Genomic DNA, 24,497 nt, shown 5'->3' with positions numbered 1-24,497 from the left:
GAATGTTGATTGGGCGTTTGCCCTTCATCCCCCTGCCGGGACCTTCTTTCCGCCTACAGGGAGAGGATGCCGGCAGGCAGGTGAGGGGTTCTTGCGACCCATCTGCGAATGACAGCATCGGCCGGCCGCACCGGCTCTCGGGAGGAAATCATGGCGACGGAGAATACGCGCGGTCTGGCGCGGGTGATGTTGGCGCCCTCTGTGGGCCTGCTTCTGGTCTGGATGATCGTGCCGCTGGCGATGACGCTGTGGTTCTCGTTCCAGAACTACAACCTCCTGAACCCCGGCAATGTGAGCTGGGCAGGGCTGTTCAACTACAAATATTTCTACACCGACCCGGCCTTCTTCCAGTCGATCTGGAACACGCTGCTGATCGTCGGCGGGGTGCTGCTCATCACCGTCGTCGGCGGGATCGGCATCGCGCTTCTGCTCGACCAGCCCATGTGGGGGCAGGGGGTCGTGCGCATCATGATCATCTCGCCCTTCTTCGTCATGCCGCCGGTCGCGGCGCTCGTCTGGAAGAACATGATCATGCATCCGGGCTACGGGGTGCTGGCGGATATCAACCGGGCGCTGGGCCTCCAGCCCGTCGACTGGTTCGCGCAGTTCCCGCTGCTGTCGATCATCATCATCGTCGCCTGGCAATGGCTGCCCTTCGCCACGCTCATCCTGCTCACCGCGCTGCAATCGCTCGACGGCGAGCAGAAAGAAGCGGCGGAGATGGACGGCGCGGGCTTCGTCTCGCGCTTTATCTACCTGACGCTGCCGCATCTTTCCCGCTCGATCACCGTCGTCATCCTGATCCAGACGATCTTCCTGCTCGGCGTCTATGCGGAAATCCTCGTCACCACCAATGGCGGGCCGGGCTATGCCTCCACCAACCTGCCGTTCCTGATCTACCGCACCGCGCTTCTCGGCTACGACGTCGGCGGCGCCTCCGCCGGCGGCATCATCGCCGTCATCCTCGCCAATATCGTCGCCTTCTTCCTGATGCGCGCCGTCGGCAAGAACCTGGACAAGTAGGAAGGAGAGACCCATGGCCCGCGCCGTTTCGACCAGAAGAACCGTCGCCTTCACGATCGCCGCCTGGATCATCGCGCTCGTGATCTTCTTCCCGATCCTCTACACGATCATCACCTCGTTCAAGTCCGAGACCGAGGCCATCCAGGGCTTCAACCTCATCCCCTCGGGCACGGTGGAAAGCTATGCGGCCGTGCAGGCGCAGAGCAACTACTTCAAGTTCTTCCTGAACTCGGTGATCATCTCCATCGGCTCGACGCTGCTGGCGCTGCTGATCGCCGTGCCCGCCGCCTGGTCCATGGCCTTCGCCCCGACACGGCGCACCAAGGACATCCTGATGTGGATGCTCTCGACGAAGATGATGCCGGCCGTGGCCGTCCTCGTGCCGATCTATCTTCTCTTCCGCGACTTCGGCCTGCTCGACAGCCGCATCGGCCTCACCGTCATGCTGACCATGATCAACCTGCCGATCGTCATCTGGATGCTCTACACCTATTTCCGCGAAATCCCGGGCGAGATCCTGGAAGCCGCGCGCATGGATGGGGCCTCGCTCTGGGGCGAGATCGTCTACGTGCTGACGCCGATGGCGGTGCCGGGCATCGCCTCGACCATGCTCCTCAACATCATCCTCGCCTGGAACGAGGCCTTCTGGACGATCCGGCTGACGACGACCAACGCCGCGCCGCTGACCGCCTTCATCGCCTCGTTCTCCAGTCCGCAAGGGTTGTTCTGGGCGAAACTCTCGGCGGCATCCACGCTCGCCATCGCCCCCATCCTGATCATGGGGTGGTTCTCACAAAAGCAGCTTGTCCGCGGCCTGACCTTCGGCGCCGTGAAGTAAGGGGAGGGAACTCATGGGCAAGATCATCCTGAAGAAAGTCAACAAGTCCTTCGGCGCGACGCAGGTCATTCCGGGCATCGACCTCACCATCGAGGACGGCGAGTTCGTGGTCTTCGTCGGCCCCTCGGGCTGCGGCAAGTCCACGCTGCTGCGCCTCATCGCCGGTCTTGAAGACACGACGAGCGGCACCATCGAGATCGACGGCAAGGACGTGACCGCCGCCGCCCCCGCCAAGCGCGGGCTCGCCATGGTGTTCCAGTCCTATGCGCTCTATCCGCATATGAGCGTCGCCAAGAACATCGCCTTTCCCTTGAAGATGGCGAAGATGGATCAGGCGGCGATCGACAAGAAGGTGACGGAAGCCGCACGCGTGCTGAACCTCACCAACTACCTGGAGCGGCGGCCGGGTCAACTTTCCGGCGGTCAGCGCCAGCGCGTGGCCATCGGCCGCGCCATCGTGCGCGAACCGTCGGCCTTTTTATTCGACGAGCCGCTGTCCAACCTCGATGCGGCGCTGCGCGGCACGATGCGGCTGGAGATCAGCGAGCTGCATCACCAGCTCAAGACCACGATGATCTATGTCACCCACGATCAGGTGGAAGCCATGACCATGGCCGACAAGATCGTGGTGCTGAATGCCGGCAATATCGAGCAGGTCGGCTCGCCGCTCGATCTATACAACAAGCCTGACAACCTCTTCGTCGCCGGCTTCATCGGTTCGCCGCGCATGAACTTCGTCAAGGGCGCGGCGGCGGGGCCGTGGAATGCGCCGACTGTCGGCATCCGCCCCGAGCATATCCGGCTCTCCAAGGAGAGCGGCACCTGGAAGGGCCTTGTCGGCGTCGCCGAACATCTCGGCTCCGACACGTTCCTCCACGTCAATGTCGAGGGTGTGGGCATGCTGACGGTGCGCGCCGATGGCGACTTCCCCGTCACCCACGGCGATACCGTCTATCTCACCCCCGACGAGACCCGCATCCATCGCTTCGACGACAAGGGAATGGCAATCCGATGAAAAGACTGGAAGGCAAGAGCGCGCTGATCACCGGGTCGGCGCGGGGGATCGGCCGCGCATTCGCGGAAGCCTATGTGCGGGAAGGCGCGCGCGTCGCCATCGCCGATATCAATATCGAGCGGGCCGCGGCGACTGCCTCCGAGATCGGCCCCGCGGCCTATGCGGTGCAGATGGACGTGACACGGCAGGACTCCATAGACGCGGCTATCGGTGCCTGCGTGAAGCAGGCCGGCGGGCTGGATATCCTCGTCAACAATGCCGCGCTGTTCGACCTTGCGCCCATCGTCGAGATCACGCGGGAGAGCTACGACAGGCTGTTCTCGATCAATGTCGCCGGCACGCTTTTCACGATGCAGGCGGCGGCCAGGCAGATGATCGCGCAGGGGCGCGGCGGCAAGATCGTCAACATGGCCAGCCAGGCCGGCCGGCGCGGCGAGGCGCTTGTTGCCGTCTACTGCGCCACCAAGGCGGCGGTCATCAGCCTCACCCAGTCGGCCGGGCTGAACCTCATCCGGCATGGCATCAACGTCAACGCCATCGCCCCCGGCGTGGTCGACGGCGAGCACTGGGACGGCGTCGATGCGCTCTTCGCCAAATACGAGAACCGCCCGCTCGGCGAGAAGAAGCGCCTCGTCGGCGCGGAAGTGCCCTTCGGCCGCATGGGAACGGCGGACGACCTCACCGGCATGGCGGTCTTCCTGGCCTCTGAGGAGAGCAACTACGTCGTCGCCCAGTCCTACAATGTCGACGGCGGCAACTGGATGAGCTGAGCCCGCGCGCCCCGCGCGGACCCGGCACGAGACAAGACCGGATAGACCGGAAGGACTGGACCCATGACCACGAAACTGTCGCTCGCCACCCTCAAGGACATTGCCGCAACGGCAAGCGTGCCCGCCTACGAGCGCGGCGGCCTTGCGGCCGGCATCGTGCATTTCGGCGTCGGCAATTTCCACCGGGCGCATCAGGCGGTCTATCTCGACGATCTCTTCAATCTCGGCCTAGACCATGACTGGGCGATTGTTGGCGCGGGCGTTCTGCCCTCAGACGCGGCGATGCGCGACAAGCTGGCGGGGCAGGACTTTTTGACCACCGTGGTCGAGCAGGACAACAACCGTTCCGGCGCGCGGGTGACCGGCGCGATGATCGGTTATCTTGCCCCTGGCAACGCGGCGGCGACCGTCGCGCGGCTTGCCGATCCGGCGATCCGCATCGTTTCGCTGACGATCACCGAGGGCGGCTACTTCATCGATCCGGCGTCCGGCGTCTTCGACCCGACCCATCCGGCCATTGCCGCCGACGCGGCCAATCCCGGCGATCCGAAAACCGTCTTCGGCCTCATCCTTGCGGGTCTCAGCGCGCGCCGGGACAAGGGCATCGCGCCCTACACTGTCATGTCCTGCGATAACATTCCGCACAATGGAAAGGTGACGCGCGCGGCGGTGTCCGGTCTCGCCCGCCTTTCCGATCCCGCGCTTGCCGACTGGATCGAGGCCAATGTCGCCTTCCCGAACGGTATGGTGGACCGCATCACGCCGGCGACGGGGCCGCGCGAGATCGCCATCGCGGCGGACGACTACGGCATCGACGATGCCTGGCCGGTCTTCTGCGAGGAGTTCAAGCAATGGGTGCTGGAGGATCATTTTCCGCAGGGCCGCCCCGCTCTGGAGAAGGCCGGCGTGCAGTTCGTGCCGGATGTCGCGCCCTATGAGCACATGAAGATCCGCATCCTCAACGGCGGGCATGCGGCCATCGCCTATCCGGCGGCGCTGCTCGATATCCATTTCGTGCATGAGGCCATGGAGGATGTGGATATCCGCGCCTTCCTCGCCAAGCTGGAGCGGGAGGAGATCATTCCCGTCATCCCGCCGGTGCCGGACACGGACCTCAACGATTATTTCGCTCTGATCGAACGGCGCTTCCTGAACCCCAAGATCGCCGACACGATCCCGCGCCTTGCGCAGGACGGCTCCAACCGCCAGCCGAAATTCATCCTGCCCTCGACGGCCGACCGGCTTTCGCGCGGCGAGGACGTCGTCGGCCTTTCGCTGGTCTCGGCGCTCTGGTGCCATTATCTCGCCGGCAAGACGGACAGCGGCAAGGATATCGCCTTCAACGATCCCAATATCGACCGCATCCGCGCCGCCGCGACGGCGGCGAAGGGCGATCCGGGCGCCTTCCTCGAGTTGAGGGATATTTTCGGCACGGTCGCGGGATCGGACCTTTTCCGCAAGCGGTTCGCCCATGCGCTGGAATGCCTCCAGCGGGAGGGCACGCGGGCGACGCTGAGGCGCTATCTGGAGAACCGGCTGGCGGCGTGAGGAAGGGCCTTTCCATCGCGCCGGGCAGACAGTACCAACGGGGGCCTGAACACGGAACGGAACGCCATGGCCGCCACAGCGACACAACTGGTCATCTTCGATTGCGACGGCGTGCTCGTCGACAGCGAGCCGATCTCGATCACGGTGCTGGTCGAGGCCCTTGCGGCGGCGGGCGTGACGATGAGCGAGGAGGAGGCGCACGAGCGCTTCCTTGGGCGCAGCCTGAAAAGCATGTCGGAAATCCTGCATGACGACTATGGCCTCGCCGTCGACGCCGCCTTTCTCGATGGCATGCGCAAAGCGCTCTACGAGCGCTTCCGCAGCGAACTGCAACCCATTGCGGGCATAGCCGAGACCGTCGACGGGCTGGGCATCGCCCATTGCGTGGCCTCGTCCAGCCAGCCGGAACGCATCCGCCTGTCGCTTTCCGTCACCGGCCTGCTCGACCGTTTCGAGCCGAATATCTTCAGCGCCAGCATGGTCAGGCACGGCAAGCCCGCACCCGACCTCTTCCTTCATGCCAGCGCGGCCATGGGGGTGGAGCCGGGCCGCTGTGTGGTCGTGGAGGACAGTCCGGCCGGCATCGCCGCCGCGAAATCCGCCGGCATGCGGGTCGTCGCCTTCACCGGCGGCTCCCATGCCCGCTCGCCCCAGCACCGCGCGGCGCTCCTCAGCCTCGAACCCGACGCCCTGTTTGACGACATGCGGGAATTGTTACAGTTTGTCCGCGAGGACGAGGACGGCGGGAAAGAGCATTGATGCGCGATCTGATCGTTGCGGTGGACATCGGCACGGGCAGTGCCCGGGCCGGCGTCTTCGACCGGCGCGGCGCGCTGCTCGGGCGTTCCGAACACCCCATCGCCATGCGTCGCCCCAGCGTCAATCATGCCGAGCACGATTCGGAAGACATCTGGCGCGCCGTGTGCGCGGCGGTGAAGGCCGCCTGCGCGGCGGCGGGCGCGGATGCCAGCCGGGTCGCCGCCTTCGGCGTCGATGCGACCTGCTCGCTCGTCGTGCGGGACGGGGCCGGGCGGCCGCTTGCGGTTTCCGGCGGCGAGGATGCACGCTGGGACACCATCGTCTGGCTCGATCACCGCGCGCTGGAGGAGGCGGATGCCTGCACCGCCACGCAGCATCCGGTGCTTGCCCATTCCGGCCGCGTCATGTCGCCGGAGATGCAGATGCCCAAGCTCCTGTGGCTGAAGCGCCATCAGCCGGCGCAATGGGCGAAGGCCGGTTCTTTCTTCGATCTTGCCGATTTCATCACCTGGCGCGCGACCGGCAGCAATGCCCGCTCACGCTGCACCATGGCGGCCAAGTGGAACTATCTCTCCCATGAGGAGGGCGGCTGGAGCGAGAGCTTCCTGCAGGCGATCGGCCTCGATGACGTGCGCGAACGCGGCGCCCTGTCGGCGCAGACGCTTGCCGTCGGTACGGGTGTCGGGCGGCTGACCCCGGAGGCGGCCGCAAGCCTCGGCCTCGACACGGACTGCGTGGTCGCGGCGGGCCTCATCGATGCCTATGCGGGCGCGCTCGGCGTGCTCGGCCCCTTCGCCGGCGAACCGGAGAGGCTGGAGCGCCGGCTCGCGCTGATCGGCGGCACGTCGAGTTGCATCGTCGCGCTTTCGCGCGAGAAGAAATTCGGCTTCGGCATGTGGGGGCCGTATTACGAGGCGGTGCTGCCGGGCCATTGGCTGATCGAGGGCGGGCAGTCCGCCACGGGCGCGCTGCTCGACCATATCGTACGGGCGCATGGCGCGGGCGGAGAGCCGGATGCGGCGACCCATGCCCGCATCGCCGCGCGCATCGGCGAAATGCGGGCGCAGGAGGGGGAGGCTTTCGCCGCCCGACTGCATGTCCTGCCCGATTTCCATGGCAATCGCTCACCGCTCGCCGATCCGCACGCGCTCGGAGTGATCAGCGGCCTGTCGCTCGATGCCTCCTTCGACGGCCTCTGCCGGCTCTACTGGCGCACCGCGGTGGCCATCGCGCTCGGTATCCGCCAGATCCTCGAGGCACTCGGCGAAGCGGGTTATCCCGCCGATGCGCTCCATGTCGCCGGCGGCCATGTGCGCAATCCGCTGCTTCTGGAACTCTACCGCGACGTCACCGGCTGCCGCATCGTGGTGCCGGATAGCGGCGATGCGGTGCTGCTGGGGACGGCGATGGTAGGCGCGGTTGCCGGGGGCATTTATCCCGATCTGTCCGCGGCCGGCGCGGGCATGCAGGCGGCCGGAACGGAACTCCTGCCCGACGCCGCGCGCAAGGCCGGCTACGACCGGGATTACCGCCGTTTCCTCGCGCTTTCCCGCCACCGGGCGGAGCTTGAGGCGATGGGCTGAAAAAAAGTCCGAAAAAATTTGCAACCGGATGGAACCAAATCGCTCGCCGCGTGTTTCTACGGCGTCACCGGTCTGCGCATATCCCCCAAATGCGAGGCCCTCGACCGGTGATCGACCACGATACCGTGTCCCCCTCCGGTCCGTGGATACTCAAGCAGCCAGTGCCTCTCAGGCGCTGGCTGTTTTCTTTTGTGCCCTGCGGCTGTGCCTTGCGAGGAAAAACAAAAGCGGCGGTGGGCGTGCCGTCCCACCGCCGCCGCCGCGCCGCCGCTGCGGCTGTCCGGGAGCGGGATCAGGCCGCTGCGCGGGTCTGCGGCGTGAAGAGAAGAGCCTGGTTGATCAGCACCTTCACCTGTTCGGGATTGAAGGGCTTCGACACGAGGAAGGCTGGTTCCGGGCGCTCGCCCGTCAGCAGCTTTTCCGGGTAGGCCGTAATGAAGATGACGGGAATATCGGTGCGCGAAAGGATCGTGTTCACGGCGTCGATGCCGGAGGAGCCGTCGGCGAGCTTGACGTCGGCGAGCACAAGGCCGGGCTGGCTGTCGTTCCACAGCGTTTCGGCTTCCGCCTGGGTGCGGGCGATGCCGGTCACCCGATGGCCCATGCCGCTCACCATATGCGCAAGGTCGAGCGCGATCAGCGGCTCGTCCTCGATGATCATGATGCCCGTTTCGGCCTGGGCGGCGATCTCCGCGAAGGCTGCGTCGAGCAGGGTGCGGATGGCCGCCATTTCCGCCTCGAGGATTTCGGCGGTCTGCTCGACGGAAAAGCCTTCGACCGTCGCGAGCAGCAATGCCTGCCGGCCGAGCGGAGGAACGCCGGACAGGTCGAAGGGCGTTTCCACGCCGGGAACGAGGGAGGACGCTCCCCGGCCCATCGAGACCGGCAGCGAGGCGATGATGCGGCTGAGCAGGGCGAAGAGCCTCATCTTGTCGTCCTCGCCCTCGTTCATGAGCGTGGGATCGACGAGAATGGTTTCGAGCATGGCGGCCACATAGGCATCGCCCGAAGACTGGGTGCCCGCCAGGGCACGGGCATAGCGGCGCAGGGCCGGAAGGTGCGGTCCGATACGGTCGGAAATGGGCATGACGTTCCCCTGTTCTCGATTCTCTGCAATCGCAGTCGACGGTTTGAACGCGGGAGACAAATTTAGGTTCCGGGACCGGGAACTTTTTTTGATGCCGGGCATTTTCACGCCAAATCCGTTCCGGGGCATGGATAGAGATATGAAAGCGGCCGAGAGTGAATAGCGTGAACACCACAAACAGCACGAACAAACCTCCCAGACGACCGGGTGATCCGAATGCGCAGATTGCGATGAAGCTGCGCGCATTCTACCATTCCGTACAGGACGAGGCACTTCCCCAGAGGTTCCTGGATCTTCTCGAAAAATTGGACGCTGTCGAAGGCAGCGTGCAACGGGCCGAGTGAGGGCGCGATGGACCGGGAACAGACCACTTTCAAGCGCGAGATGCTGGCCGTTCTGCCGAGCCTTCGCGCCTTCGCGATCTCCCTGATCGGCCGCCACGACCAGGCGGACGATCTCGTGCAGGACACGATCATGAAGGCCTGGGCCAAGCAGGAACAGTTCGAGATGGGCACGAACATGAAGGCCTGGCTCTTCACGATCCTGCGCAACGAGCTTTACAGCAAGCTGCGCAAGCGCGGCCGCGAGGTGCAGGACAGCGACGGTATCTTCACCGAGAACCTCGCGCAGCATCCCTCGCAATACGGCTCGCTCGACATGCAGGATTTCAAGAAGGCGCTGGAGCAGTTGCCGGACGAGCAGCGCGAGGCGATCATCCTCGTCGGTGCTTCCGGCTTCTCCTACGAGGAGGCGGCGGAAATCTGCGGCTGCGCGCTCGGCACGATCAAGAGCCGCGTGAACCGCGCCCGCCAGCGCCTGCAGGAGCTTCTGCAGGTGAGCGGGGAAAGCGACTACGGGCCGGATGCGATATCCGCGCCCATCACGTCGCGCGCCTTCGCATCTTGAGAAACGGTGCGCCGCCCGCCCTTCCGGCGGGCGGCGCAAGCGTAAGGGGGAGAGGCGAATATGCAGCCCGCCACGCGTTTAACGGGTGAAAACAGGGGCAGAATCGCGTACCGGGAAGAGATGAAGGACAATATCCAGCCATTGCCATCCGAAGTCGCTGCGGTTCTGGGCGCGCCCGACCGTCTGGCGGCGCTCGACGCGGCCATGCCGGTCTTTCTCGGTCCCGATCCCGATTTCGACGATATCGCCGCGCTCGCCGCCGCGCTCTTTGTCGTGCCGATCGCCCTCGTCACCGTGCTCGGCCGCAAGGACCAGTGGTTCCTTGCCCGACAGGGCACACCGGAAATCCGCGCGCCATCGGAAGATTCCTTCTGCGCGCGCATGCTGGCGGCCTGTCCCGGCGAGCCGATGGCCGTTGCCGACACGCATCGCGATCCGCGCTTTGCCGGCCTGCCGAGCGTGACGGGCGAGCCGCGCCTGCGCTTTTACGCCGGTGCGCCGATCCTGCTCGGCGGCCGGGCCATCGGCACGGTCTGCGTCTTCGACGTGGAGCCGCATGCCGGCCTTGCCGGGGACCTGCTGTCGCGGTTGCAGCGGCTTGCGGGGCTTGCGGCTTCCCTCATCACGCTGAAGGACGAGGCGCGGCGGCGCACGCTGGCCGCCGAGGCGCTCTCGCGCGAGGAGAAGCGCCATGCGCTGGCGCTCGACGCTGCCAATGTGGCGAGCTGGCTCTGGGATATCTCCACCGGCATCGTCTCCGGCAACGAAACCTTCTACCGCATGCTCGGCGTCAGGCCGGCAAAGCCGATGAGCGCGCGGAAATTCTTCACCTCCGTGCATCCGGCCGACCGCAAGGTCACCATCGACCGCCTGCGCAGCGCGCTTGCCACCGGCAAGGAATATGACGGCCTGTTCCGGGCGGCGAAAACCGGCCGCTGGCTGCTCGGCCGCGGCCGTGTGCATGAATGGGATGCGGCGGGACGCCCGACCGTGTTTCTCGGCATCAATGTGGATGTCACCGACGGCCAGCTCGCCTCCGAGCGGACGCGCCTTCTGCTGCGGGAGCTGAACCATCGGGTGAAGAACACGCTCGCCATGCTGCAATCGCTGGCGCGCCAGACCCTTCGCCAGACCAGCGATCCGGTGGAGTTCATGGAGGCTTTCGCCGGCCGCCTGCAATCGCTGTCGGAGGCGCATGGCCTGCTCAGCGACCATGAATGGGGCGTGATCCACCTGAAGATGCTGTTGCAGAAGCAGATCATGCCCTATGCGATGGACTACGAGAACCAGATCGAAATCCACAAGGACGAGGTGGAACTGGGACCGGACCAGGCGGTCGGTCTTGGCCTCGTGCTGCACGAGCTTGCCACCAATGCCCGCAAATACGGGGCCCTGTCCGTGCGATCCGGCAAGGTGGTGATCACCGCCCGCGTGGTGAACGAGGATGGCCAGCGCGTGCTCAACATGACCTGGCACGAGGTCGGCGGGCCGCCCGTCGATCCGGTCGGTCGGCGCGGTTTCGGTTCGGTGCTGATCGAGCGGAGCCTCGACAAGATCCTCGGCAGCAGTGTGCATGTCGAATATCTGCCGAAGGGCGTGACGGCGGTCGTGCGCATGCCGCTTTAAGCGGCGTCGTTTTCCGAAAAAGACTGGCGATCAATCGTCGTCGCGGCGGGATTTCGGCGCGAGGAGAAAACCGAGCGCGAGGGCCACGGCCGTTGCGGCGAAGGGCTTGCGGGTGGCCGCGGTGGCTGCGGCAGCCAGCAGGTCGCGCCGGGCGGCAAGCTGCCGGCGGCGGATGCGGCGCAATTCGCGTTCGCGCCTATTGCGGGCCGCGACGATGGCCAGCACGATCAGCGCCAGAAGCAGGAAGCCGCCGGCAAGGCCGAAGAGGGCGGGCACGGTTCCGTAGCGCTCGGCCAGCGCCACCGTCGCCCCGGCAAGGGCGAGGGCATAGGCTGTGACGAGCAGGACGCCGACGAGGAGGCCGGCAATCGCGTTGCGCTTCGCGCTGTCCAGCGTCTCGTCCACCCGGTCGGTGACGCGGGTGACGAGGTTCTGGACGAGAATGGCCCCCAATGACAGCATGCCGTCTGTTCTCCGTATGGAAAGGAAGCCGCCGCGCGGGCAGCTTCGGACGTGAAGGCGGGAAATCAGCGGCGCAGCAGGGCGGCGAGCGCGAAGCCGGCGACGGCAGCGATGCCGAGCGTGGTGAGCGGATGGTCCTGCACCGCCTGGCGTGCCTTGCGGCCGGAGTCCTGGTAGCGGCCCTGTAGCTCGGCGAGCATGTCTTCGCCGGCGGCGATCATGTCGCGGATGTCGTTTTCCGCGCGGTCCTTGAGGCCATGGGCGGCCTCGCTTGCCTCGGCCTTGGCGGCGCGGGCCTTCCGGCGGATGCTGCCGGCGCCCTTGGAGGCGTCGTCGGCGAGCGTGCGGGCGAGCGCGGCGATCTCCTCGCGCAGTTCGGCGATCTGCTCCTCGACTGCGTGGGCGTCATCGTGAAGGGTCTTGCTGCGGGACGAAAACAGTCCAGTGGCCATGCCGTTTCTCCTTTTGCGGACGCCGCCCGCCTTGCGGCGAGCGGTTTTCGGCAAGGAAACGCGGGGGCGGGGCAAAAGGTTCCGCCGGGCGGCGGCGGGATCAGGCCGAGGCGGTGTGGGGCAGCACGAAGGGCACGCCGCCGGAGGGCACGCCGTTGATGCGCATGCGACAGCCGAAGACGGTCTCCATAGCGTCGTCCGTCATCACATCGGCGGGCGCGCCGGACCGCTCGATGCGGCCCTCCTTCATCATCACCATATGGTCGGCGAACATGGCGGTGAGGTTGAGGTCGTGCATGACGGCGATCACGCCGCCGCCGGCCACGCAGTAGCGGCGGGCAAGCTGCATGATGGTGAGCTGGTGGCGGATGTCGAGGGCCGAGACCGGCTCGTCGAGCAGGAGGAAGCAGGGTTCCCCGTCGAGCACCGGCTCCCAGATCTGCGAGAGCACGCGGGCAAGCTGCACGCGCTGCTGTTCGCCGCCGGAAAGCTCCTGATAGAGGCGGCCGGCAAAGCCCGCAAGGTCGACGGCGGCCAGCGCCTCGGCGGTGACCGCGTCGATGCGCTCGGCATGGCGGTTCGGACCGACGGTGAGGCCGAGGCGGACGATTTCGCGCACGGTGAAGGGGAAGGCGATGGTCGCGGCCTGCGGCAGCACGGCGCGCTTGACGGCGAGCTGCCAGGGTTCGAGCGCGCGAATGTCGTGGCCGTTGAGGGTGATGTCGCCCTTGCTGGCGAGTTCCCCGGCGATGGCTTTCAGCGTCGTCGTCTTGCCGGAGCCGTTGGGGCCGACGATGGCGGTGACCTCGCCGGGCTTTGCGACGAGCGAGACGCCATGCACGATAGGCTTGCCGGAAAGGCTGACCGAAAGGTTCGATGCGGTGATCATGATGTTACCAGCCGTTCCGCGTGCGGTCGCGCAGCAGCACCCAGAGGAAGAAGGGTGCGCCGGCCAGCGCCGTGATGATGCCGATCGGCAATTGGGCGGGGGCGACGATGACGCGCGCCAGCATATCCGCGCCCAGCAGCAGCACGCCGCCGAGCAGGGCCGAGGCCGGCAGCAGGTAGCGGTGGTCCGGCCCGATGACGATGCGCAGGAGATGCGGCACGACGATGCCGACGAAGCCGATGCCGCCGCTGACGGCGACCGACGCGCCGACCGCGCCGGCGACGGCGACGATGGCGATGTATTTCAGCCGTTGCACCTTCACGCCCATATGGAAGGCGGCGGCCTCGCCGAGGGTGATGGCGTTGAGGCCGCGCGAGAGGAAGGGCACGACGAGCAGCGCGGCGAGGATGATCGGGCCGGCGGCGAAGAGTTTCGTCCAGGTCATGCCGGAGAGCGAGCCGAGGCCCCAGAAGGTGATGTCGCGGAGCTGCTTGTCGTCGGCCATGTAGATGAGGATGCCGGTGACGGCCCCGGCGAGCGCGGCGATGGCGATGCCGGCGAGCAGCATGGTGGCGACGGAGGTCTGGCCGCCGCGCGTGGCGATGCGGTAGAGCAGCAGCGTCGTCAGCAGGCCGCCGACGAAGGCGGCGACGGGCAGCGCATAGGGGCCGAGCGTCAGCATCAGGCCGGTCGGCAGGGCACTGCCGAGCACGATCATCAGCACCGCGCCGAGCGCCGAGCCGGAGGAGATGCCGACGAGGCCGGGATCGGCGAGCGGATTGCGGAACAGGCCCTGCATGACCGCGCCGGACATGGCGAGCGCCGCGCCGATGAGGAAGCCGAGCAGGGCGCGGGGCATGCGGATATCGAAGACGATGATGCGGTCGCGCAGGCTGAGGGCGGTGTCTTCCGCCCCGCTCAGCAGCGCGCCGATGACGCCCACGGCCGAGGCGTCCGACGCGCCGGTCGCGATGGAAAGGGCGAGGGCGACGACGGAGAGAACGACGAGGACGGCGAGCGTCAGGCGCGCGATGGCCGTCCGGTCGCCGGTGGCCCGGGCCGTTCCGGCGCGCATCAGGAAGGAACCGCGGGCGATCGGCGCGCGCACGGCATCATTGAGAGACATTGCCGGATTTGCCGTAGAGTTCTTTGTTGAGGCCGCTGATGGCCGAGGCGGTGCGCGGGCCGAAGCCGAGCAGGTGCAGGCTGTTCATGCGCAGGATGGCCTTGTTCTGGCCGGCCGGGGTGACGGAGATCGCCGGATGGGCGAGGATTTCCTCGTCCGAGCTGTCCGCGCCGGGACGCCGCATGACCATGATGACATCCGGCTTGGCGTTGATCACCGCTTCGTCGGTGAGCGGCTTGTAGCCCTCGAATGCGCCGTCCGTCGCGTTGATCGCGCCGGCAAGGCCGATGATGCCGTCCGCGGCGGTGTGGCCGCCGGCGGCCATGATGCGGCCGTTCTGGACGCTGAGGATGAAGAGCACGCGCTTGCGCTCGCTTTCCGGCCGCTTGGCCGCGTCGGCGATGGCGGCGTCGAGTTCCGCGCCGACCTTCTCCTCAAGCGCCTTGGCCTTTTCCTGCACGCCGAGGAAAGTGCCGACGGCGTCGATCTTCTTGAGGATCGCCGCGCGGTCGTAGCCTTCCGGCACGGTTTCGAACGGGATGCCGGCGCTCTTCAGCACGGCAAGGGCGTCGGCCGGGCCGCTGCCCTCCACGGCGAGGATCGCGGTCGGGTTGACGGCGATGACGCCTTCCGGCGAAAGCGCGCGCATGTAGCCGACATCCGGCAGCTTCATCGCCTCTTCCGGATACATGCTGGTGCTGTCGCGCGCGACGAGCCGCTTTTCCTCGCCGAGCGCATAGACGATCTCGGTGAGCGCGCCGCCGATCGTCACCAGCCGGGAGGTATCGGCCTGCTGCATCTCCTGCGCGACCGCCTTGCGGATGAAGCCGCCGTCGCCGCCCGCCGTGAAGGGCAGGGCGATGGGTGCGGCAAGCGCAAGGAGGGTGAGGGCCACTTCCCAGGGGCGGGCGCGGCGGAAATCGAGGCTCTTGCTCATCGGACGATCCTTCGGCGTTTGCGGGGTCCCCGCGCGCGGCGCAAGGACCCGTTGCTTGGTTCGGCTCAGGCGGCCGCGCTGTCCGGGCGCGGCAGGTTCGCGAGGATCTCGCGCCAGTCGGCGCGCTCCACCATGCCTTCCTTCCGCTTGCCGAAGAACTGGATGATCATCTCGCCGCTGGCGTCATAGGCTTCCAGCGAGGTGACATGGCCATCGGTGGTCGGCTTGCGCACCACCCAGCACTCGGCGATGTGGTCCGTGCGCAGGTGCATGTGGAAGGTCGGGTCGAGCACGTTGATCCACGGACACATCGGCTGGATGTTCTTCACCGGGCCGGTGTGGATCTGGATCGTGCCGTGGTTGCCGACGAAGCACATGATCTCGGCCTCGCGCTCGGCCGAGGCGCGCAGCAGTTCGCTGACGGCATCGGCGCGCACCTCATGGGCGAAGTCCTCGCCGACGCTGCGCACGGCGTCCTGGCGGGCGACCTTGAGCTTGCGCAGGAGGCCGAAGAACTGATGGGTGTCCGTCATGGCGCTCCAGCCTTCGCGCAGCGCGTCGACATCGACGGGGCCGGTCTCGACGGTCTTTTCCGTGACGACCTCGACGAATTCCTGCGACTGGTCCTCCAGGCGGAAGTCGGCGACGATGGCTTCATAGGCTTCGAGATTGGAGGCCGGGCGCAGGTGAACCTTGTGTACGGCTTCGCCCGCCTTGTCGAAGAACTGCAGGCTGCGGCGGACCTGATCGCCATCCGTCTTGGTGACGGCAAAGCCGTGCGCCCAGGTGCCGGGGAAGATGCGCAGGTCGATGTTCTCTCCGAGCACGATGGAGGCGTGCTTGCCGGTGTTGATCTTCTCGAAGACGCCGATCTTCTCGTGTACGACGCTCTCGTTGCGGGTGAGGGCCATGACCTCGCCGAGCGCTTCCGAGCGCTCCAGGAAACGGTTGGCGTCGCCGTCGATGCGCACGGCCGTCAGGCCGACTTCGGCCGCGACAAGGGCGGCTTCCGAAATGCCGAGCTGGGCGGCGATGTCGCGCTCGCGCATCTTCGGGTTCTCGGCGCGGAAGGCGCGGATCTCGGCGGGGGTCGGTCGGGTCGTGTTGCTCATGGGCGCGGCCTTCATCGAAATGCGTTGCGTCATTCCCTCATGCTGTTCCAACCGGTGGATTTTCTTGGTGGAACAGGGGTTTGACCGGGATTTTGCGGTTTGCTATCTTGACTTCATAACTCATATTTCTTTATGCACGCAATACCGGAGCCGCAAGGTCATGTTAATTCTTTGCCCGGCGGCCTCGTGAGATATGGAACCGATACGCGAGACAGGCGAGCCAATGACCGTACGCATCCTTCTTCTCTCTGCGCTGATGTCCGCGGCCGCGGTTTCCGGCGCAGCGGCCGAGGAGGCCGCCAAGGCCAAGGGGCTGACCGTCGAATTGAATGCGCTTGCCGCCTCGCAGAAGGGTTGCCTCTTCACCTTCGTGGCGCAGAGCGGTCTTGCGCAGGATATCGCGAAGGTCTCCTTCGAGGTCGTGATCTTCAACGACAAGGGCACGGTCGAGCGCCTTGCGCTGCTCGACTTCCGCGACCTGCCGTCGGGCAAGGCCAAGGTGCGCCAGTTCGACGTGCCGGGCATCAAGTGCGAGGCCGTGAAGAACCTTCTGATCAACGATGCGCCGGCCTGCGAGGGCGAGGGGCTGGCCAAGGGCGCCTGCATGGATGGTATCGTCACGCGCAGCAAGGCGGCGGCGGGTCTCGAAGGCTGAGTTTGAGTAGCGCCGCGCATGAGGCTGCGGCGCGGGAAACGGAATGGCGGACAGGACGATGGCTGGAAGCAAATGGCTCTGGATCAGTGGGGGCGTCCTGTCCCTGCTCGCCCATGCCGGGGCGGCGGCAATCCTTACGATGACGCCTGCGCAGCAGGACGAGGAAGCGCTGATCGCCGGCGGGGTCGTCGCGGAAGTGGCGATGCTCGGCAACGGCGCGTTCGAGGCGGTGGAATCGGGCAATCCCGAGGACGCCATCACGCCCGAGGCGATCCAGCCCGATATCGTCGAACCGCAGCCGCAGGAGGTGGCGGAAATCCAGCCGGCCGAGATCCAGCCCGAAGTAACGGAAATCGCGCCGGTCGATCCGGTCGTGTCTGAGGCCGTCCCGGAACTCGTCGTGCCCTCTTCCGAGGTGGAGATCGCCGCGGTTCCCGTTCCCGACATCAAGCCGCTGATCGAACCTGAGGAAGAGGTCAAGCCCGTTCCGCAGGTGAAGAAGGAAAAGCCGGTCAAGAAGGTCGAGCGCAAGAAGCCGAAGCAGAAGGTCGTCAAGAAGGCCGGCGAGAAGGGCAATGCCAAGGCCAACGCCACCAAGGGCGAGGTCGACGGCTCGGCGGATGTGAAGACCGCGTCGGTCGGCGGCCAGCAGAAGGGCAATTCGTCGATGGCGGGCAATGCCGCCGTCAGCAATTATCCGGGCAAGGTGCGCAACAAGATCAACCGGGCAAAGCGCGGCGGACGTAACGGCGAGAGGGGCACGGCCGTGGTGAGCTTCGTCGTCGGCGCGAGCGGGCAGGCGAGTGGCATTCGTCTGGCGCGCTCGTCGGGCAGCGCCGCGCTCGACAAGGCGGCGGTCGATACGGTGCGCCGCGCCGCGCCCTTCGCGAAGATTCCCGAAGGGGCGGGGCGCTCCTCCTGGGCCTTCGACGTGCCGATCCTCTTCAACTGAGTGTTTCCTTCCCGCCGGCCTCCAACCGGCGGGATTTTTTTGCGCGAAAATATGACTAACTTAGTCATGTTTATACTTTACTCTGAAAATCAAGTTTTGTAGGTTGCCCCCGAACCGAGGCTCCGCCCTTCGCGGAGTGCCAAAGGGGAGTTGCATGAATTCGATGACTGCGGGCCGCATGGAATCGGTCCTGAAGGCAATGATCGCCGAGCGCGACCGGCGCATCGCGGACCTGGAGCGCCAGCTTGCCGCGCTCAAGAAGCAGATGGCCGGCGCGTCGGAGCCGGGTATCGCAGCGCCGGCCGTGGCGCGGGTCGAGGTGAAGGCGCCGCAGGCGCCGCGCAGCGTGGAAGTCACCAAGGTGAAGCGCCGGACCGGCGAAGCGGAGAGGAAGGCGATGCGCGAGAAGCACAGGCAACAGCAGCAGGCCCGCCAGCAGGACAGCGACGCCCAGAAGGGCGACAAGGTCGGCCTCGAAGGGCGCAGCTTCCTTTATGTCGGCGGGCGCGACTGCCAGGTGGCGCATCTGCGCCAGATCGCCAGCTCCTACGGCGCGAACCTCATCCACCACGACGGCGGGCTGCGCGAGGCGGTTTCGCGCATCGACAATGTGCTGCCTTCGGTCGACTGCGTCTTCTGCCCCATCGACTGTATCAGCCACGATGCCTGCATCCGCGTGAAGACGGGCTGCAAGAAGTGGGAGAAGGCCTTCGTGCCGCTGCGCAACGGCAGCAAATCCTCCTTCGAGCGCGCCCTGCAGAGCATGAGCCAGGGAGACAGTACCCAGTGAATGACGAAAGACCCGAAGCCTTCATGATGATCGGCCTGCACAAGCTGGCCTCGCAGAACGGCGACGGCCTCGTGCCGGAACTCTACGCCCTGCTGACGCGCCGGGCGGATGCCCTGGAAAGCGCGAATGTCACGGAATTCCCGCTGCACAGCGCCCGGCCGCCGGCCCGGCCCGCCTTCGAGGGCGTGCCTGCCCTTGAAGCGCGCAACGACAATGTCGTAGCCTTCCCCGCGCCGCGTCGCGCGCGGCGGGATTGAGACGAGGGAGGTCGCATGTTTGTCGCCATGAACCGTTTCCGCATCGCCGTCGGCCATGAGGAGAGCTTCGAGAATATCTGGAAGGGCCGGGAATCGAGCCTTGCGGAAATGCCCGGCTTCAGGACCTTCCATCTCCTGCGCGGCGATACCAATGCGGAGGAAGGCTATACGCTCTTCGCCTCCCATACGGTCTGGGCGAGCAAGGACGATTTCACCGCCTGGACGCAGTCGGAGAATTTTCGGCAGGCTCACAAGAATGCCGGCGACAATCGCGGCATCTATCTCGGCCCGCCGAAATTCGAGGGCTTCACCGCCGTTGTCGGCGCATGAGCGCGCTCGACGATCCGGACCGCATCGAGGTCCTGCCTGTCCTGCCGTCGCTCGACATTGCCGAGACACGGGATTTCTACGCCGGCAAGCTCGGCTTTGCCGAACTGGTCTATGAGACGGGCGATTATCTCATCGTCCGCCGTCCCGGCATGGAGCTGCATTTCTGGCTGACCGACGACCGGACGCTTTGCGAGCGCACCTCCGTCTACCTGCGCGGCGGCGGCATCGGCGATCTTCACCGCGAATTCACCGCGCGCGATGTGCCGGGGCTGACGCCGATGAGCGTGCGGCCGTGGAACATGGAAGAATTCTACATCCACGATCCGCACGGCAACCTGCTGCGCTTCGGCCGTATCCCGCAGTGCTGACTCAGGCGTTGCCGCGCGGCAGGAAAGCGCCCAGCGCCACCGCCAGCCATCCCGCCATCATGAGGAACCCGCCGGTCGGCGCGGACATGGGGAAGAGGCCGTGGCCTGCCGAATGGCGGAAGATAAGGTCGCCGGCAAAGAGCGCCGTGCCGACGATGAGAAGCAGGGCCGCAAGCGGCGCGGTGCGCACCGTGGGCCATGCGGCATGAAGCGCGATCAGCGTCGGCGCATGGGCGAGGCACATGGCGGAAGCGCCGGCCATCAGGCGCGGATCGCTGCCATGGGATGCGGCTGCGGCCGCGGCGACGCCGGCAAGGCCCATCAGGCCGGCGACGAGAAGGCTTGCCGAGCGGAGCGAAAAGGACATCGGATTATTCCTGGTTCTGCATGTGGTGGGCGAGCCGCGTCACGGGTTCGAGGATGACGGCGCGCAGACCCTCGCCCGGCACCGTTTCCTCCAGCGCGCGCACGAAGCAGAGCAGCCATTCGTCCCGCTCCGCCGGACCGATCGGGGCGGCGAAATGGCGGCGGCGCAGCATGGGGTGCCCGCGCTTTTGCGTATAGAGCGGCGGGCCGCCGAGCCAGCCCGTCAGGTATTCGTAGAGTTTTTCCTCGCTGCCGGTCAGGTCCGGCGGGTGGACGGCCCGGCAGCGGGCGGCTTCCGGCAGGGTATCCATCAGCTCGTAGAAGCGGCGCGTCAGCGCGCGCACCGCAGCGTCGCCGCCGATGGCCTCGTAGAGGGTGACCGTCTCGCCCTGCCGCTGCTGGTCTTCCGTCGTGTCCGTCATGATGTTTCCCGTTCGCTCCGGTCTTAGCGCCGGCGCGCTGAGGGCGCAATGCCGGCCGCGAGGCCGCGACGAAACGCGCCCGCCTTCCCGTTACCCGCCTTGCCGTCGATTGACAAGAAACCGTCTGGACGGTATGTTTTTCGCATGAGCCAAGCACATCACCGCAAGAAGCACCCCGAAGCCGTCCGCCAGCAATTGCTGGAGGTCGCGGCGAAGCTGTCGCTGGAGAAGGGGCCGTCGAGCGTGACGCTCGATGCGGTCTCGCAGGCGGCGGGCGTCAGCAAGGGCGGCCTGCTGCACCATTTCCCCAACAAGCTGTCGCTGCTCGACGGCCTGTTCGACGACCTGACGGGCAAGTTCGACCGGGCTCTTGCCGAAAGGATGCGGGACGATCCGGAGCCGAAGGGGCGCTTCACGCGGGCCTATGTCGCCATCTGGTTCCTGCCGGAGGGTATGGCGGACGGCGACCAGTGGAAGGTGCTGATCGTCGCGCTCATCTCCGAGCCGCACCTGCGCGAGCGCTGGCGACAATGGGTGGAGCGGCAGCTTGCCGAGAATGTCGGCACGGATTCCGCGCTCGACGCCATGCTGGTGCGCTACGCGGTGGACGGGCTCTGGCTGGCCGACCTGCTCGGCGCGCCGGTCATGGACCCGCCGGCGCGCGCGGCCATGCTGGAGCGGCTGATGGTGCTGTCGCGTCTTTGACGCCTCCTTGAATTTATGCCCCGCGGCGCCCGTTGGCGCGGCCCGCGCCGGAGACCTGCCATGAACCTTACCGCCGTCTACGCCGTTCTCGTCGTCGCCATCGTCTTCGAGGTGCTCGGCACCTCCGCCATGCAGGCGGCCCAGCACTTCACCCGCCTCGTGCCGACGGCGACGATGGTGGTCTGCTACGCCATCGCCTTCTATTTCCTGTCCTGGAGCCTGCGTTTCGTGCCGGTCGGCATCGCCTATGCGATCTGGAGCGGGCTTGGCATCGTGCTGATCTCGCTCGTCGGCTATTTCGTCTTCGGCCAGAAGCTCGATCCGGCCGCGATCCTCGGCCTTGGCCTCATCATCGCCGGCGTCGTCGTGCTGAACCTCTTCTCCAAGTCGACATTCCACTGAACGAAAGCCGGAATCGGCAAGGAGCCGCCAGGGACCCACTTGCCAAAGGGCGGCGCTGCCTCTATCCATTTCCCGGAATTGAAAGCGGTTTCAATTTTCAGTTTCGAGGAAATGGCACATGGCAATACGCACCATCGTATGGGGTGAGAACATCCACGAGCAGACGAACGCGGTCGTCCGCTCGATCTATCCGAACGGCATGCACAACACGATCGCGGACGCGCTCAACCGGGACCCCGCGATCACGGCCACGACGGCCACCCTGCAGGAACCGGAGCACGGCCTGACGGAGGCGCGTTTGGCCGAGACGGACGTGCTGACCTGGTGGGGCCACCAGAACCACGGCGCTGTAAGCGACGTGGTGGTGGAACGCGTGGCGAAGCGCGTGTGGGAGGGCATGGGCCTTCTCGTCCTCCATTCCGGCCATTTCTCCAAGATCTTCAAGCGCCTGATGGGCACGCCCTGCGCGCTGAAATGGCGCGAGGCCGGTGAGCGGGAGCGTGTCTGGGTCGTCAATCCGCGCCATCCCATCGCCGAGGGTCTCGGCGAGAACTTCGTTCTGGAGAATGAGGAAATGTACGGCGAGCAGTTCTCCGTGCCCGAGCCGCTGGAGACGGTGTTCATCTCCTGGTTCGCCGGCGGCGAGGTGTTCCGTTCGGGCCTCACCTGGCGGCGCGGCGCGGGCAATATCTTCTATTTCCGCCCGGGCCACGAGACCTACCCGACCTATCATGACGCCACCGTGCAGAAGGTTCTGGTCAACGGCGTGAAATGGGCCTTCAACCCGCAGAGCGCCTATACGGCGATCCACGACGCGCCGAACGTGCCGGTGGAAACGGCGCTGGAGCCGATCGTCGAGCGCGGGCCGAAGCTGCATGAAGCCGGCGAAGCCGGTTACCGTTGAGGCAGGCCATGCGACTTCTCGTTCTTGGAACCGGCGGCATGGCCAATACCCATGCCGAGCACTTTGCCGCAATCGACGGCGTCGAACTCGTCGGCGCCGTCGATGTCGATCCCGCGCGGGCGAAAGCCTTCGCCGCGCAGCATGGCATCGCGCATGTCTTCACCTCGCTGGAAGAGGCCATCGCCTGGGGCGACTTCGATGCGGCGACCAATGTGACGCCCGACCGGGCGCACCATCCGACCACGCTGGCGCTGCTGGCGGCGGGCAAGCATGTGATGTGCGAAAAGCCGCTGGCGGAGAACTACGCCAAGGCGGACGAGATGGCCCGCGCGGCGGAGGCCTCCGGCCTCGTCACCATGGTGAACCTTACCTATCGCAATGTCGCGCCGCTGCAGAAGGCGCGCGAGATGGTGCTGGCCGGCGCGATCGGTCAGGTGCGCCATGTCGAGGCGTCCTATCTGCAAAGCTGGCTCGTCTCGAAGGCGTGGGGCGACTGGGCGACGGAAAGCCAGTGGCTCTGGCGGCTGTCCACGAAGCACGGCTCAAACGGCGTTCTCGGCGATGTCGGCATCCACATCCTCGACTTCGCCAGCTACGGTGCGGGAAGCGATGTGGAGCATGTCTTCGCGCGCCTGAAGGCCTTCGACAAGGCGCCGGGCAACCGCATCGGCGAATACGATCTCGACGCCAATGACAGCTTCGCCATGACCGTCGACTTCGCCAATGGCGCGCTCGGGGTCATTCATTCCAGCCGCTGGGCGACCGGCCACCTCAACGAGCTGCGCCTTCGCCTGCATGGCGATCGCGGCGCGCTGGAGGTGATCCATTCGACCGAGGGATCGAGCCTGCGCGCCTGCCTTGGCGAGGATGTGGAGGCGGCCGTGTGGAGGGAGATCGACGCCGGCACGGTGCCGACCAACTACCAGCGCTTCGCCGCCGCCGTCGCCGCCCGCCAAGCGATAGAACCCGGCTTCCGCCATGCGGCCGAGCTTCAGAAGGTTCTCGACCTTGCCATCGAGACCGAGAAGGAGCGCCGCGAACGGAAGGTCTGATTAGGCCGGGGCGGGACCCGTCGAGCCGCGTACGATGAAATCGACCGGCCAGATCTCCTGCAAGGTCTCGGGCGCTTCCCCTTGCAACAGCCGCAGCACCATGTCGCCGATCCGCTCGCCCGCCGCGCGGATCGGCGAATGCGTCGTGGTGAGCGCCGGCACGAGATTGTCGGGGCTGAGATAGGGGAAGACATCATCATGGGCGATGAGCGAAACGTCCACACCCACCGCAAGCCCGGCGATGCGGATCGCCCGCATGGCCCCGAGCGCCGACATCATCGAGCCGGCGATCACGGCTGTCGGCGGTGAGGGAAGGGCGAGGAAGGCCTGCATCAGCCGGAAACCCGTTTCGTCCGTGAACTCGCCGTGGCCGGCGAGCGCCGGGTCTAGGGCAAGGCCGTGGGCGGCAAGCGTCGCGCGATAGGCCGCATCGCGGTCGCGGGCATAGGTGTGCGCGATATCGCCGTTGATGAGGGCGATGCGGCGGTGGCCGAGGCCCGCCAGATGCCGCGTCGCGGCTTCGATGGCGCCGAAATTGTCGATATCGAGGAAGGCGAACGGTTCCTGCGCCTCGCTGCGGCCATGCACGATGAAGGGCAGGCCCTGCGCCTGCAGCAGGGCGATGCGCGTATCCGTACAGGCGGTGGTATGGACGATCACCGCGTCCACGCGCTTGCTGGCGGCAAGGCGGCGATAGGCGGCCTCCTCCTCGTCCTGCGTTTCCACGGTGGAGACGAGGATATCGATGCCGTCCTTCTGCAGGCGCGTCGAGAGGCCGCCCATGAACTCGCTGGAATGGGGGCCGAAGCGCCCGCCGCCCTGGAAGACGATGCCGATGGCGCCGGCCCGGCCGGTGGCGAGCCTCTGTGCGCTGATGTTCGGCCGGTAGCCGAGCTTTTCGGCCGCTTCCAGCACGCGCGCCCGCGTCTCGGGCTTCACCTCCGGATATCCGCTCATCGCCCGGCTGACCGTCGTCTGAGACAGGCCGATGCGCGCGGCGAATTCCTTGAGGTTCATGCTGTCTTCTCTGCTGCGGGCGACCGGGTGTCATTTATGAACCCTTCGGCCCTGTGCAGCAAGCGCCGCGAAGGATGCGCGCGGGTAATCCGCAGGAGTTGTGAAAGCGCTTGAAATCGGTAAACGGCACGTTAAAGTCTAAAT

The 24,497-nt window shown here is 66.3% G+C and carries 30 protein-coding genes; 20 read left to right on the top strand and 10 right to left on the bottom strand.

Going from position 1 to position 24,497, the window contains the following annotated elements; translation table 11 throughout:
* Positions 1-150: 150 nt before the first annotated feature.
* The 7 genes from K8M09_RS12685 (at position 151) to K8M09_RS12655 (ending at position 7,536) form a co-directional block, all read left to right on the top strand.
* Positions 151-1,023 carry a carbohydrate ABC transporter permease gene (locus K8M09_RS12685; RefSeq protein WP_160786322.1) on the top strand — a complete coding sequence of 291 codons (873 nt, stop codon included), beginning with the start codon at positions 151-153 and terminating at the stop codon, positions 1,021-1,023.
* A gap of 13 nt (positions 1,024-1,036) precedes the next feature.
* Positions 1,037-1,861 carry a carbohydrate ABC transporter permease gene (locus tag K8M09_RS12680; RefSeq protein WP_160786321.1) on the top strand — a complete coding sequence of 275 codons (825 nt, stop codon included), beginning with the start codon at positions 1,037-1,039 and terminating at the stop codon, positions 1,859-1,861.
* 13 nt (positions 1,862-1,874) lie between these two features.
* A complete protein-coding gene (locus K8M09_RS12675; RefSeq protein ID WP_160786320.1) occupies positions 1,875-2,876 on the top strand; it encodes an ABC transporter ATP-binding protein in 1,002 nt (333 codons plus the stop codon).
* Positions 2,873-3,646 (top strand): L-iditol 2-dehydrogenase, encoded by a 774-nt coding sequence (locus tag K8M09_RS12670; protein ID WP_160786319.1) that lies wholly within the window; start codon positions 2,873-2,875, stop codon positions 3,644-3,646. The genes K8M09_RS12675 and K8M09_RS12670 overlap by 4 nt, the downstream gene beginning before the upstream one ends.
* 63 nt (positions 3,647-3,709) lie before the next feature.
* Complete coding sequence (locus tag K8M09_RS12665; RefSeq protein ID WP_160786318.1) at positions 3,710-5,194, top strand: mannitol dehydrogenase family protein; 1,485 nt, start codon at positions 3,710-3,712, stop codon at positions 5,192-5,194.
* Positions 5,195-5,260: 66 nt separating this feature from the next.
* Entirely contained in the window at positions 5,261-5,953 is a 693-nt protein-coding gene (locus tag K8M09_RS12660) for an HAD family hydrolase (protein WP_160786317.1), read from the top strand.
* The gene (locus K8M09_RS12655) at positions 5,953-7,536 is read left to right on the top strand and encodes an FGGY-family carbohydrate kinase (RefSeq protein WP_160786316.1); all 1,584 of its coding nucleotides are present in this window, start codon (positions 5,953-5,955) and stop codon (positions 7,534-7,536) included. Before K8M09_RS12660 ends, K8M09_RS12655 begins: the two co-directional genes overlap by 1 nt.
* Positions 7,537-7,828: 292 nt before the next feature.
* Here the strand turns inward: K8M09_RS12655 and K8M09_RS12650 are convergent, their stop codons facing one another.
* Positions 7,829-8,623, bottom strand: coding sequence for a response regulator (locus tag K8M09_RS12650; protein ID WP_160786315.1), 795 nt, complete (start codon positions 8,621-8,623; stop codon positions 7,829-7,831).
* A 230-nt stretch (positions 8,624-8,853) separates the two neighbouring features.
* On the opposite strand from K8M09_RS12650, the gene K8M09_RS23665 reads away from it, so the two are divergent.
* The 3 genes from K8M09_RS23665 (at position 8,854) to K8M09_RS12640 (ending at position 11,155) form a co-directional block, all read left to right on the top strand.
* A complete protein-coding gene (locus K8M09_RS23665) occupies positions 8,854-8,967 on the top strand; it encodes a NepR family anti-sigma factor (protein ID WP_160786428.1) in 114 nt (37 codons plus the stop codon).
* Positions 8,968-8,974: 7 nt separating this feature from the next.
* Positions 8,975-9,529, top strand: coding sequence for an RNA polymerase sigma factor (locus K8M09_RS12645; RefSeq protein ID WP_160786314.1), 555 nt, complete (start codon positions 8,975-8,977; stop codon positions 9,527-9,529).
* A 120-nt stretch (positions 9,530-9,649) separates the two neighbouring features.
* Positions 9,650-11,155, top strand: coding sequence for a sensor histidine kinase (locus K8M09_RS12640; RefSeq protein WP_160786313.1), 1,506 nt, complete (start codon positions 9,650-9,652; stop codon positions 11,153-11,155).
* A gap of 30 nt (positions 11,156-11,185) precedes the next feature.
* Here K8M09_RS12640 and K8M09_RS12635 read toward each other — a convergent pair whose 3' ends face one another.
* The 6 genes from K8M09_RS12635 to K8M09_RS12610 all read right to left on the bottom strand — a co-directional run bounded on the left by K8M09_RS12635 (position 11,186) and on the right by K8M09_RS12610 (position 16,133).
* Complete coding sequence (locus tag K8M09_RS12635) at positions 11,186-11,617, bottom strand: hypothetical protein (RefSeq protein WP_160786312.1); 432 nt, start codon at positions 11,615-11,617, stop codon at positions 11,186-11,188.
* 65 nt (positions 11,618-11,682) lie between these two features.
* Positions 11,683-12,069, bottom strand: a complete 387-nt coding sequence (locus tag K8M09_RS12630) for a glycine zipper domain-containing protein (protein WP_160786311.1) — start codon at positions 12,067-12,069, stop codon at positions 11,683-11,685.
* A gap of 100 nt (positions 12,070-12,169) precedes the next feature.
* Positions 12,170-12,958, bottom strand: a complete 789-nt coding sequence (locus tag K8M09_RS12625) for a heme ABC transporter ATP-binding protein (protein WP_160786310.1) — start codon at positions 12,956-12,958, stop codon at positions 12,170-12,172.
* Positions 12,959-12,962: 4 nt separating this feature from the next.
* Entirely contained in the window at positions 12,963-14,033 is a 1,071-nt protein-coding gene (locus K8M09_RS12620) for a FecCD family ABC transporter permease (RefSeq protein WP_229342359.1), read from the bottom strand.
* Between the two features lie 37 nt (positions 14,034-14,070).
* Positions 14,071-15,021 (bottom strand): heme/hemin ABC transporter substrate-binding protein, encoded by a 951-nt coding sequence (locus K8M09_RS12615; protein WP_160786308.1) that lies wholly within the window; start codon positions 15,019-15,021, stop codon positions 14,071-14,073.
* Between the two features lie 65 nt (positions 15,022-15,086).
* Positions 15,087-16,133 carry a hemin-degrading factor gene (locus tag K8M09_RS12610; RefSeq protein WP_160786427.1) on the bottom strand — a complete coding sequence of 349 codons (1,047 nt, stop codon included), beginning with the start codon at positions 16,131-16,133 and terminating at the stop codon, positions 15,087-15,089.
* A gap of 223 nt (positions 16,134-16,356) precedes the next feature.
* Here K8M09_RS12610 and K8M09_RS12605 point away from each other — a divergent pair, with 223 nt between their 5' ends.
* The 6 genes from K8M09_RS12605 to K8M09_RS12580 all read left to right on the top strand — a co-directional run bounded on the left by K8M09_RS12605 (position 16,357) and on the right by K8M09_RS12580 (position 19,485).
* Complete coding sequence (locus K8M09_RS12605) at positions 16,357-16,788, top strand: hypothetical protein (protein WP_160786307.1); 432 nt, start codon at positions 16,357-16,359, stop codon at positions 16,786-16,788.
* A 58-nt stretch (positions 16,789-16,846) separates the two neighbouring features.
* A complete protein-coding gene (locus tag K8M09_RS12600; RefSeq protein ID WP_160786306.1) occupies positions 16,847-17,740 on the top strand; it encodes a cell envelope integrity protein TolA in 894 nt (297 codons plus the stop codon).
* Between the two features lie 397 nt (positions 17,741-18,137).
* On the top strand, positions 18,138-18,530 hold the full coding sequence (locus tag K8M09_RS12595) for a DUF2325 domain-containing protein (protein ID WP_160786426.1): 393 nt from the start codon (positions 18,138-18,140) through the stop codon (positions 18,528-18,530).
* Positions 18,527-18,787, top strand: coding sequence for a hypothetical protein (locus K8M09_RS12590; RefSeq protein WP_160786305.1), 261 nt, complete (start codon positions 18,527-18,529; stop codon positions 18,785-18,787). Before K8M09_RS12595 ends, K8M09_RS12590 begins: the two co-directional genes overlap by 4 nt.
* Positions 18,788-18,802: 15 nt before the next feature.
* Positions 18,803-19,117 (top strand): antibiotic biosynthesis monooxygenase family protein, encoded by a 315-nt coding sequence (locus K8M09_RS12585; protein ID WP_160786304.1) that lies wholly within the window; start codon positions 18,803-18,805, stop codon positions 19,115-19,117.
* A complete protein-coding gene (locus tag K8M09_RS12580) occupies positions 19,114-19,485 on the top strand; it encodes a bleomycin resistance protein (RefSeq protein WP_160786303.1) in 372 nt (123 codons plus the stop codon). Before K8M09_RS12585 ends, K8M09_RS12580 begins: the two co-directional genes overlap by 4 nt.
* A gap of 1 nt (position 19,486) precedes the next feature.
* Here the strand turns inward: K8M09_RS12580 and K8M09_RS12575 are convergent, their stop codons facing one another.
* A complete protein-coding gene (locus K8M09_RS12575) occupies positions 19,487-19,852 on the bottom strand; it encodes a DUF423 domain-containing protein (protein WP_160786302.1) in 366 nt (121 codons plus the stop codon).
* Positions 19,853-19,856: 4 nt separating this feature from the next.
* Positions 19,857-20,273: a group II truncated hemoglobin gene (locus tag K8M09_RS12570; protein ID WP_160786301.1), complete on the bottom strand. Its 417-nt coding sequence runs from the start codon at positions 20,271-20,273 to the stop codon at positions 19,857-19,859.
* 144 nt (positions 20,274-20,417) lie between these two features.
* On the opposite strand from K8M09_RS12570, the gene K8M09_RS12565 reads away from it, so the two are divergent.
* The 4 genes from K8M09_RS12565 to K8M09_RS12550 all read left to right on the top strand — a co-directional run bounded on the left by K8M09_RS12565 (position 20,418) and on the right by K8M09_RS12550 (position 23,336).
* A complete protein-coding gene (locus K8M09_RS12565) occupies positions 20,418-20,978 on the top strand; it encodes a TetR/AcrR family transcriptional regulator (RefSeq protein ID WP_160786300.1) in 561 nt (186 codons plus the stop codon).
* A 60-nt stretch (positions 20,979-21,038) separates the two neighbouring features.
* On the top strand, positions 21,039-21,380 hold the full coding sequence (locus K8M09_RS12560; RefSeq protein WP_160786299.1) for a DMT family transporter: 342 nt from the start codon (positions 21,039-21,041) through the stop codon (positions 21,378-21,380).
* A 118-nt stretch (positions 21,381-21,498) separates the two neighbouring features.
* Positions 21,499-22,284, top strand: a complete 786-nt coding sequence (locus K8M09_RS12555) for a ThuA domain-containing protein (RefSeq protein ID WP_160786298.1) — start codon at positions 21,499-21,501, stop codon at positions 22,282-22,284.
* Between the two features lie 8 nt (positions 22,285-22,292).
* Positions 22,293-23,336, top strand: coding sequence for a Gfo/Idh/MocA family protein (locus K8M09_RS12550; protein WP_160786297.1), 1,044 nt, complete (start codon positions 22,293-22,295; stop codon positions 23,334-23,336).
* Here K8M09_RS12550 and K8M09_RS12545 read toward each other — a convergent pair whose 3' ends face one another.
* Positions 23,337-24,353: a LacI family DNA-binding transcriptional regulator gene (locus K8M09_RS12545; RefSeq protein WP_160786296.1), complete on the bottom strand. Its 1,017-nt coding sequence runs from the start codon at positions 24,351-24,353 to the stop codon at positions 23,337-23,339. It lies immediately after the preceding gene.
* Between the last annotated feature and the right edge of the window lie 144 nt (positions 24,354-24,497).

Origin of the sequence: Shinella zoogloeoides (assembly GCF_020883495.1) — a bacterium.
Classification (GTDB): domain Bacteria; phylum Pseudomonadota; class Alphaproteobacteria; order Rhizobiales; family Rhizobiaceae; genus Shinella; species Shinella zoogloeoides.
This window is presented reverse-complemented; position numbering and strand designations above follow the sequence as displayed.

What these genes read in the sequence shown, in the direction of transcription:
- K8M09_RS12685 (WP_160786322.1), top strand. Translation starts at nt 151, where the DNA reads ATGGCGACGGAGAATACGCGCGGTCTGGCGCGGGTGATGTTGGCGCCC.
- K8M09_RS12680 (WP_160786321.1), top strand. Translation starts at nt 1,037, where the DNA reads ATGGCCCGCGCCGTTTCGACCAGAAGAACCGTCGCCTTCACGATCGCC.
- K8M09_RS12675 (WP_160786320.1), top strand. Translation starts at nt 1,875, where the DNA reads ATGGGCAAGATCATCCTGAAGAAAGTCAACAAGTCCTTCGGCGCGACG.
- K8M09_RS12670 (WP_160786319.1), top strand. Translation starts at nt 2,873, where the DNA reads ATGAAAAGACTGGAAGGCAAGAGCGCGCTGATCACCGGGTCGGCGCGG.
- K8M09_RS12665 (WP_160786318.1), top strand. Translation starts at nt 3,710, where the DNA reads ATGACCACGAAACTGTCGCTCGCCACCCTCAAGGACATTGCCGCAACG.
- K8M09_RS12660 (WP_160786317.1), top strand. Translation starts at nt 5,261, where the DNA reads ATGGCCGCCACAGCGACACAACTGGTCATCTTCGATTGCGACGGCGTG.
- K8M09_RS12655 (WP_160786316.1), top strand. Translation starts at nt 5,953, where the DNA reads ATGCGCGATCTGATCGTTGCGGTGGACATCGGCACGGGCAGTGCCCGG.
- K8M09_RS12650 (WP_160786315.1), bottom strand. Translation starts at nt 8,623, where the DNA reads ATGCCCATTTCCGACCGTATCGGACCGCACCTTCCGGCCCTGCGCCGC.
- K8M09_RS23665 (WP_160786428.1), top strand. Translation starts at nt 8,854, where the DNA reads ATGAAGCTGCGCGCATTCTACCATTCCGTACAGGACGAGGCACTTCCC.
- K8M09_RS12645 (WP_160786314.1), top strand. Translation starts at nt 8,975, where the DNA reads ATGGACCGGGAACAGACCACTTTCAAGCGCGAGATGCTGGCCGTTCTG.
- K8M09_RS12640 (WP_160786313.1), top strand. Translation starts at nt 9,650, where the DNA reads ATGAAGGACAATATCCAGCCATTGCCATCCGAAGTCGCTGCGGTTCTG.
- K8M09_RS12635 (WP_160786312.1), bottom strand. Translation starts at nt 11,617, where the DNA reads ATGCTGTCATTGGGGGCCATTCTCGTCCAGAACCTCGTCACCCGCGTC.
- K8M09_RS12630 (WP_160786311.1), bottom strand. Translation starts at nt 12,069, where the DNA reads ATGGCCACTGGACTGTTTTCGTCCCGCAGCAAGACCCTTCACGATGAC.
- K8M09_RS12625 (WP_160786310.1), bottom strand. Translation starts at nt 12,958, where the DNA reads ATGATCACCGCATCGAACCTTTCGGTCAGCCTTTCCGGCAAGCCTATC.
- K8M09_RS12620 (WP_229342359.1), bottom strand. Translation starts at nt 14,033, where the DNA reads ATGCGCGCCGGAACGGCCCGGGCCACCGGCGACCGGACGGCCATCGCG.
- K8M09_RS12615 (WP_160786308.1), bottom strand. Translation starts at nt 15,021, where the DNA reads ATGAGCAAGAGCCTCGATTTCCGCCGCGCCCGCCCCTGGGAAGTGGCC.
- K8M09_RS12610 (WP_160786427.1), bottom strand. Translation starts at nt 16,133, where the DNA reads ATGAGCAACACGACCCGACCGACCCCCGCCGAGATCCGCGCCTTCCGC.
- K8M09_RS12605 (WP_160786307.1), top strand. Translation starts at nt 16,357, where the DNA reads ATGACCGTACGCATCCTTCTTCTCTCTGCGCTGATGTCCGCGGCCGCG.
- K8M09_RS12600 (WP_160786306.1), top strand. Translation starts at nt 16,847, where the DNA reads ATGGCTGGAAGCAAATGGCTCTGGATCAGTGGGGGCGTCCTGTCCCTG.
- K8M09_RS12595 (WP_160786426.1), top strand. Translation starts at nt 18,138, where the DNA reads ATGCGCGAGAAGCACAGGCAACAGCAGCAGGCCCGCCAGCAGGACAGC.
- K8M09_RS12585 (WP_160786304.1), top strand. Translation starts at nt 18,803, where the DNA reads ATGTTTGTCGCCATGAACCGTTTCCGCATCGCCGTCGGCCATGAGGAG.
- K8M09_RS12580 (WP_160786303.1), top strand. Translation starts at nt 19,114, where the DNA reads ATGAGCGCGCTCGACGATCCGGACCGCATCGAGGTCCTGCCTGTCCTG.
- K8M09_RS12575 (WP_160786302.1), bottom strand. Translation starts at nt 19,852, where the DNA reads ATGTCCTTTTCGCTCCGCTCGGCAAGCCTTCTCGTCGCCGGCCTGATG.
- K8M09_RS12570 (WP_160786301.1), bottom strand. Translation starts at nt 20,273, where the DNA reads ATGACGGACACGACGGAAGACCAGCAGCGGCAGGGCGAGACGGTCACC.
- K8M09_RS12565 (WP_160786300.1), top strand. Translation starts at nt 20,418, where the DNA reads ATGAGCCAAGCACATCACCGCAAGAAGCACCCCGAAGCCGTCCGCCAG.
- K8M09_RS12560 (WP_160786299.1), top strand. Translation starts at nt 21,039, where the DNA reads ATGAACCTTACCGCCGTCTACGCCGTTCTCGTCGTCGCCATCGTCTTC.
- K8M09_RS12555 (WP_160786298.1), top strand. Translation starts at nt 21,499, where the DNA reads ATGGCAATACGCACCATCGTATGGGGTGAGAACATCCACGAGCAGACG.
- K8M09_RS12550 (WP_160786297.1), top strand. Translation starts at nt 22,293, where the DNA reads ATGCGACTTCTCGTTCTTGGAACCGGCGGCATGGCCAATACCCATGCC.
- K8M09_RS12545 (WP_160786296.1), bottom strand. Translation starts at nt 24,353, where the DNA reads ATGAACCTCAAGGAATTCGCCGCGCGCATCGGCCTGTCTCAGACGACG.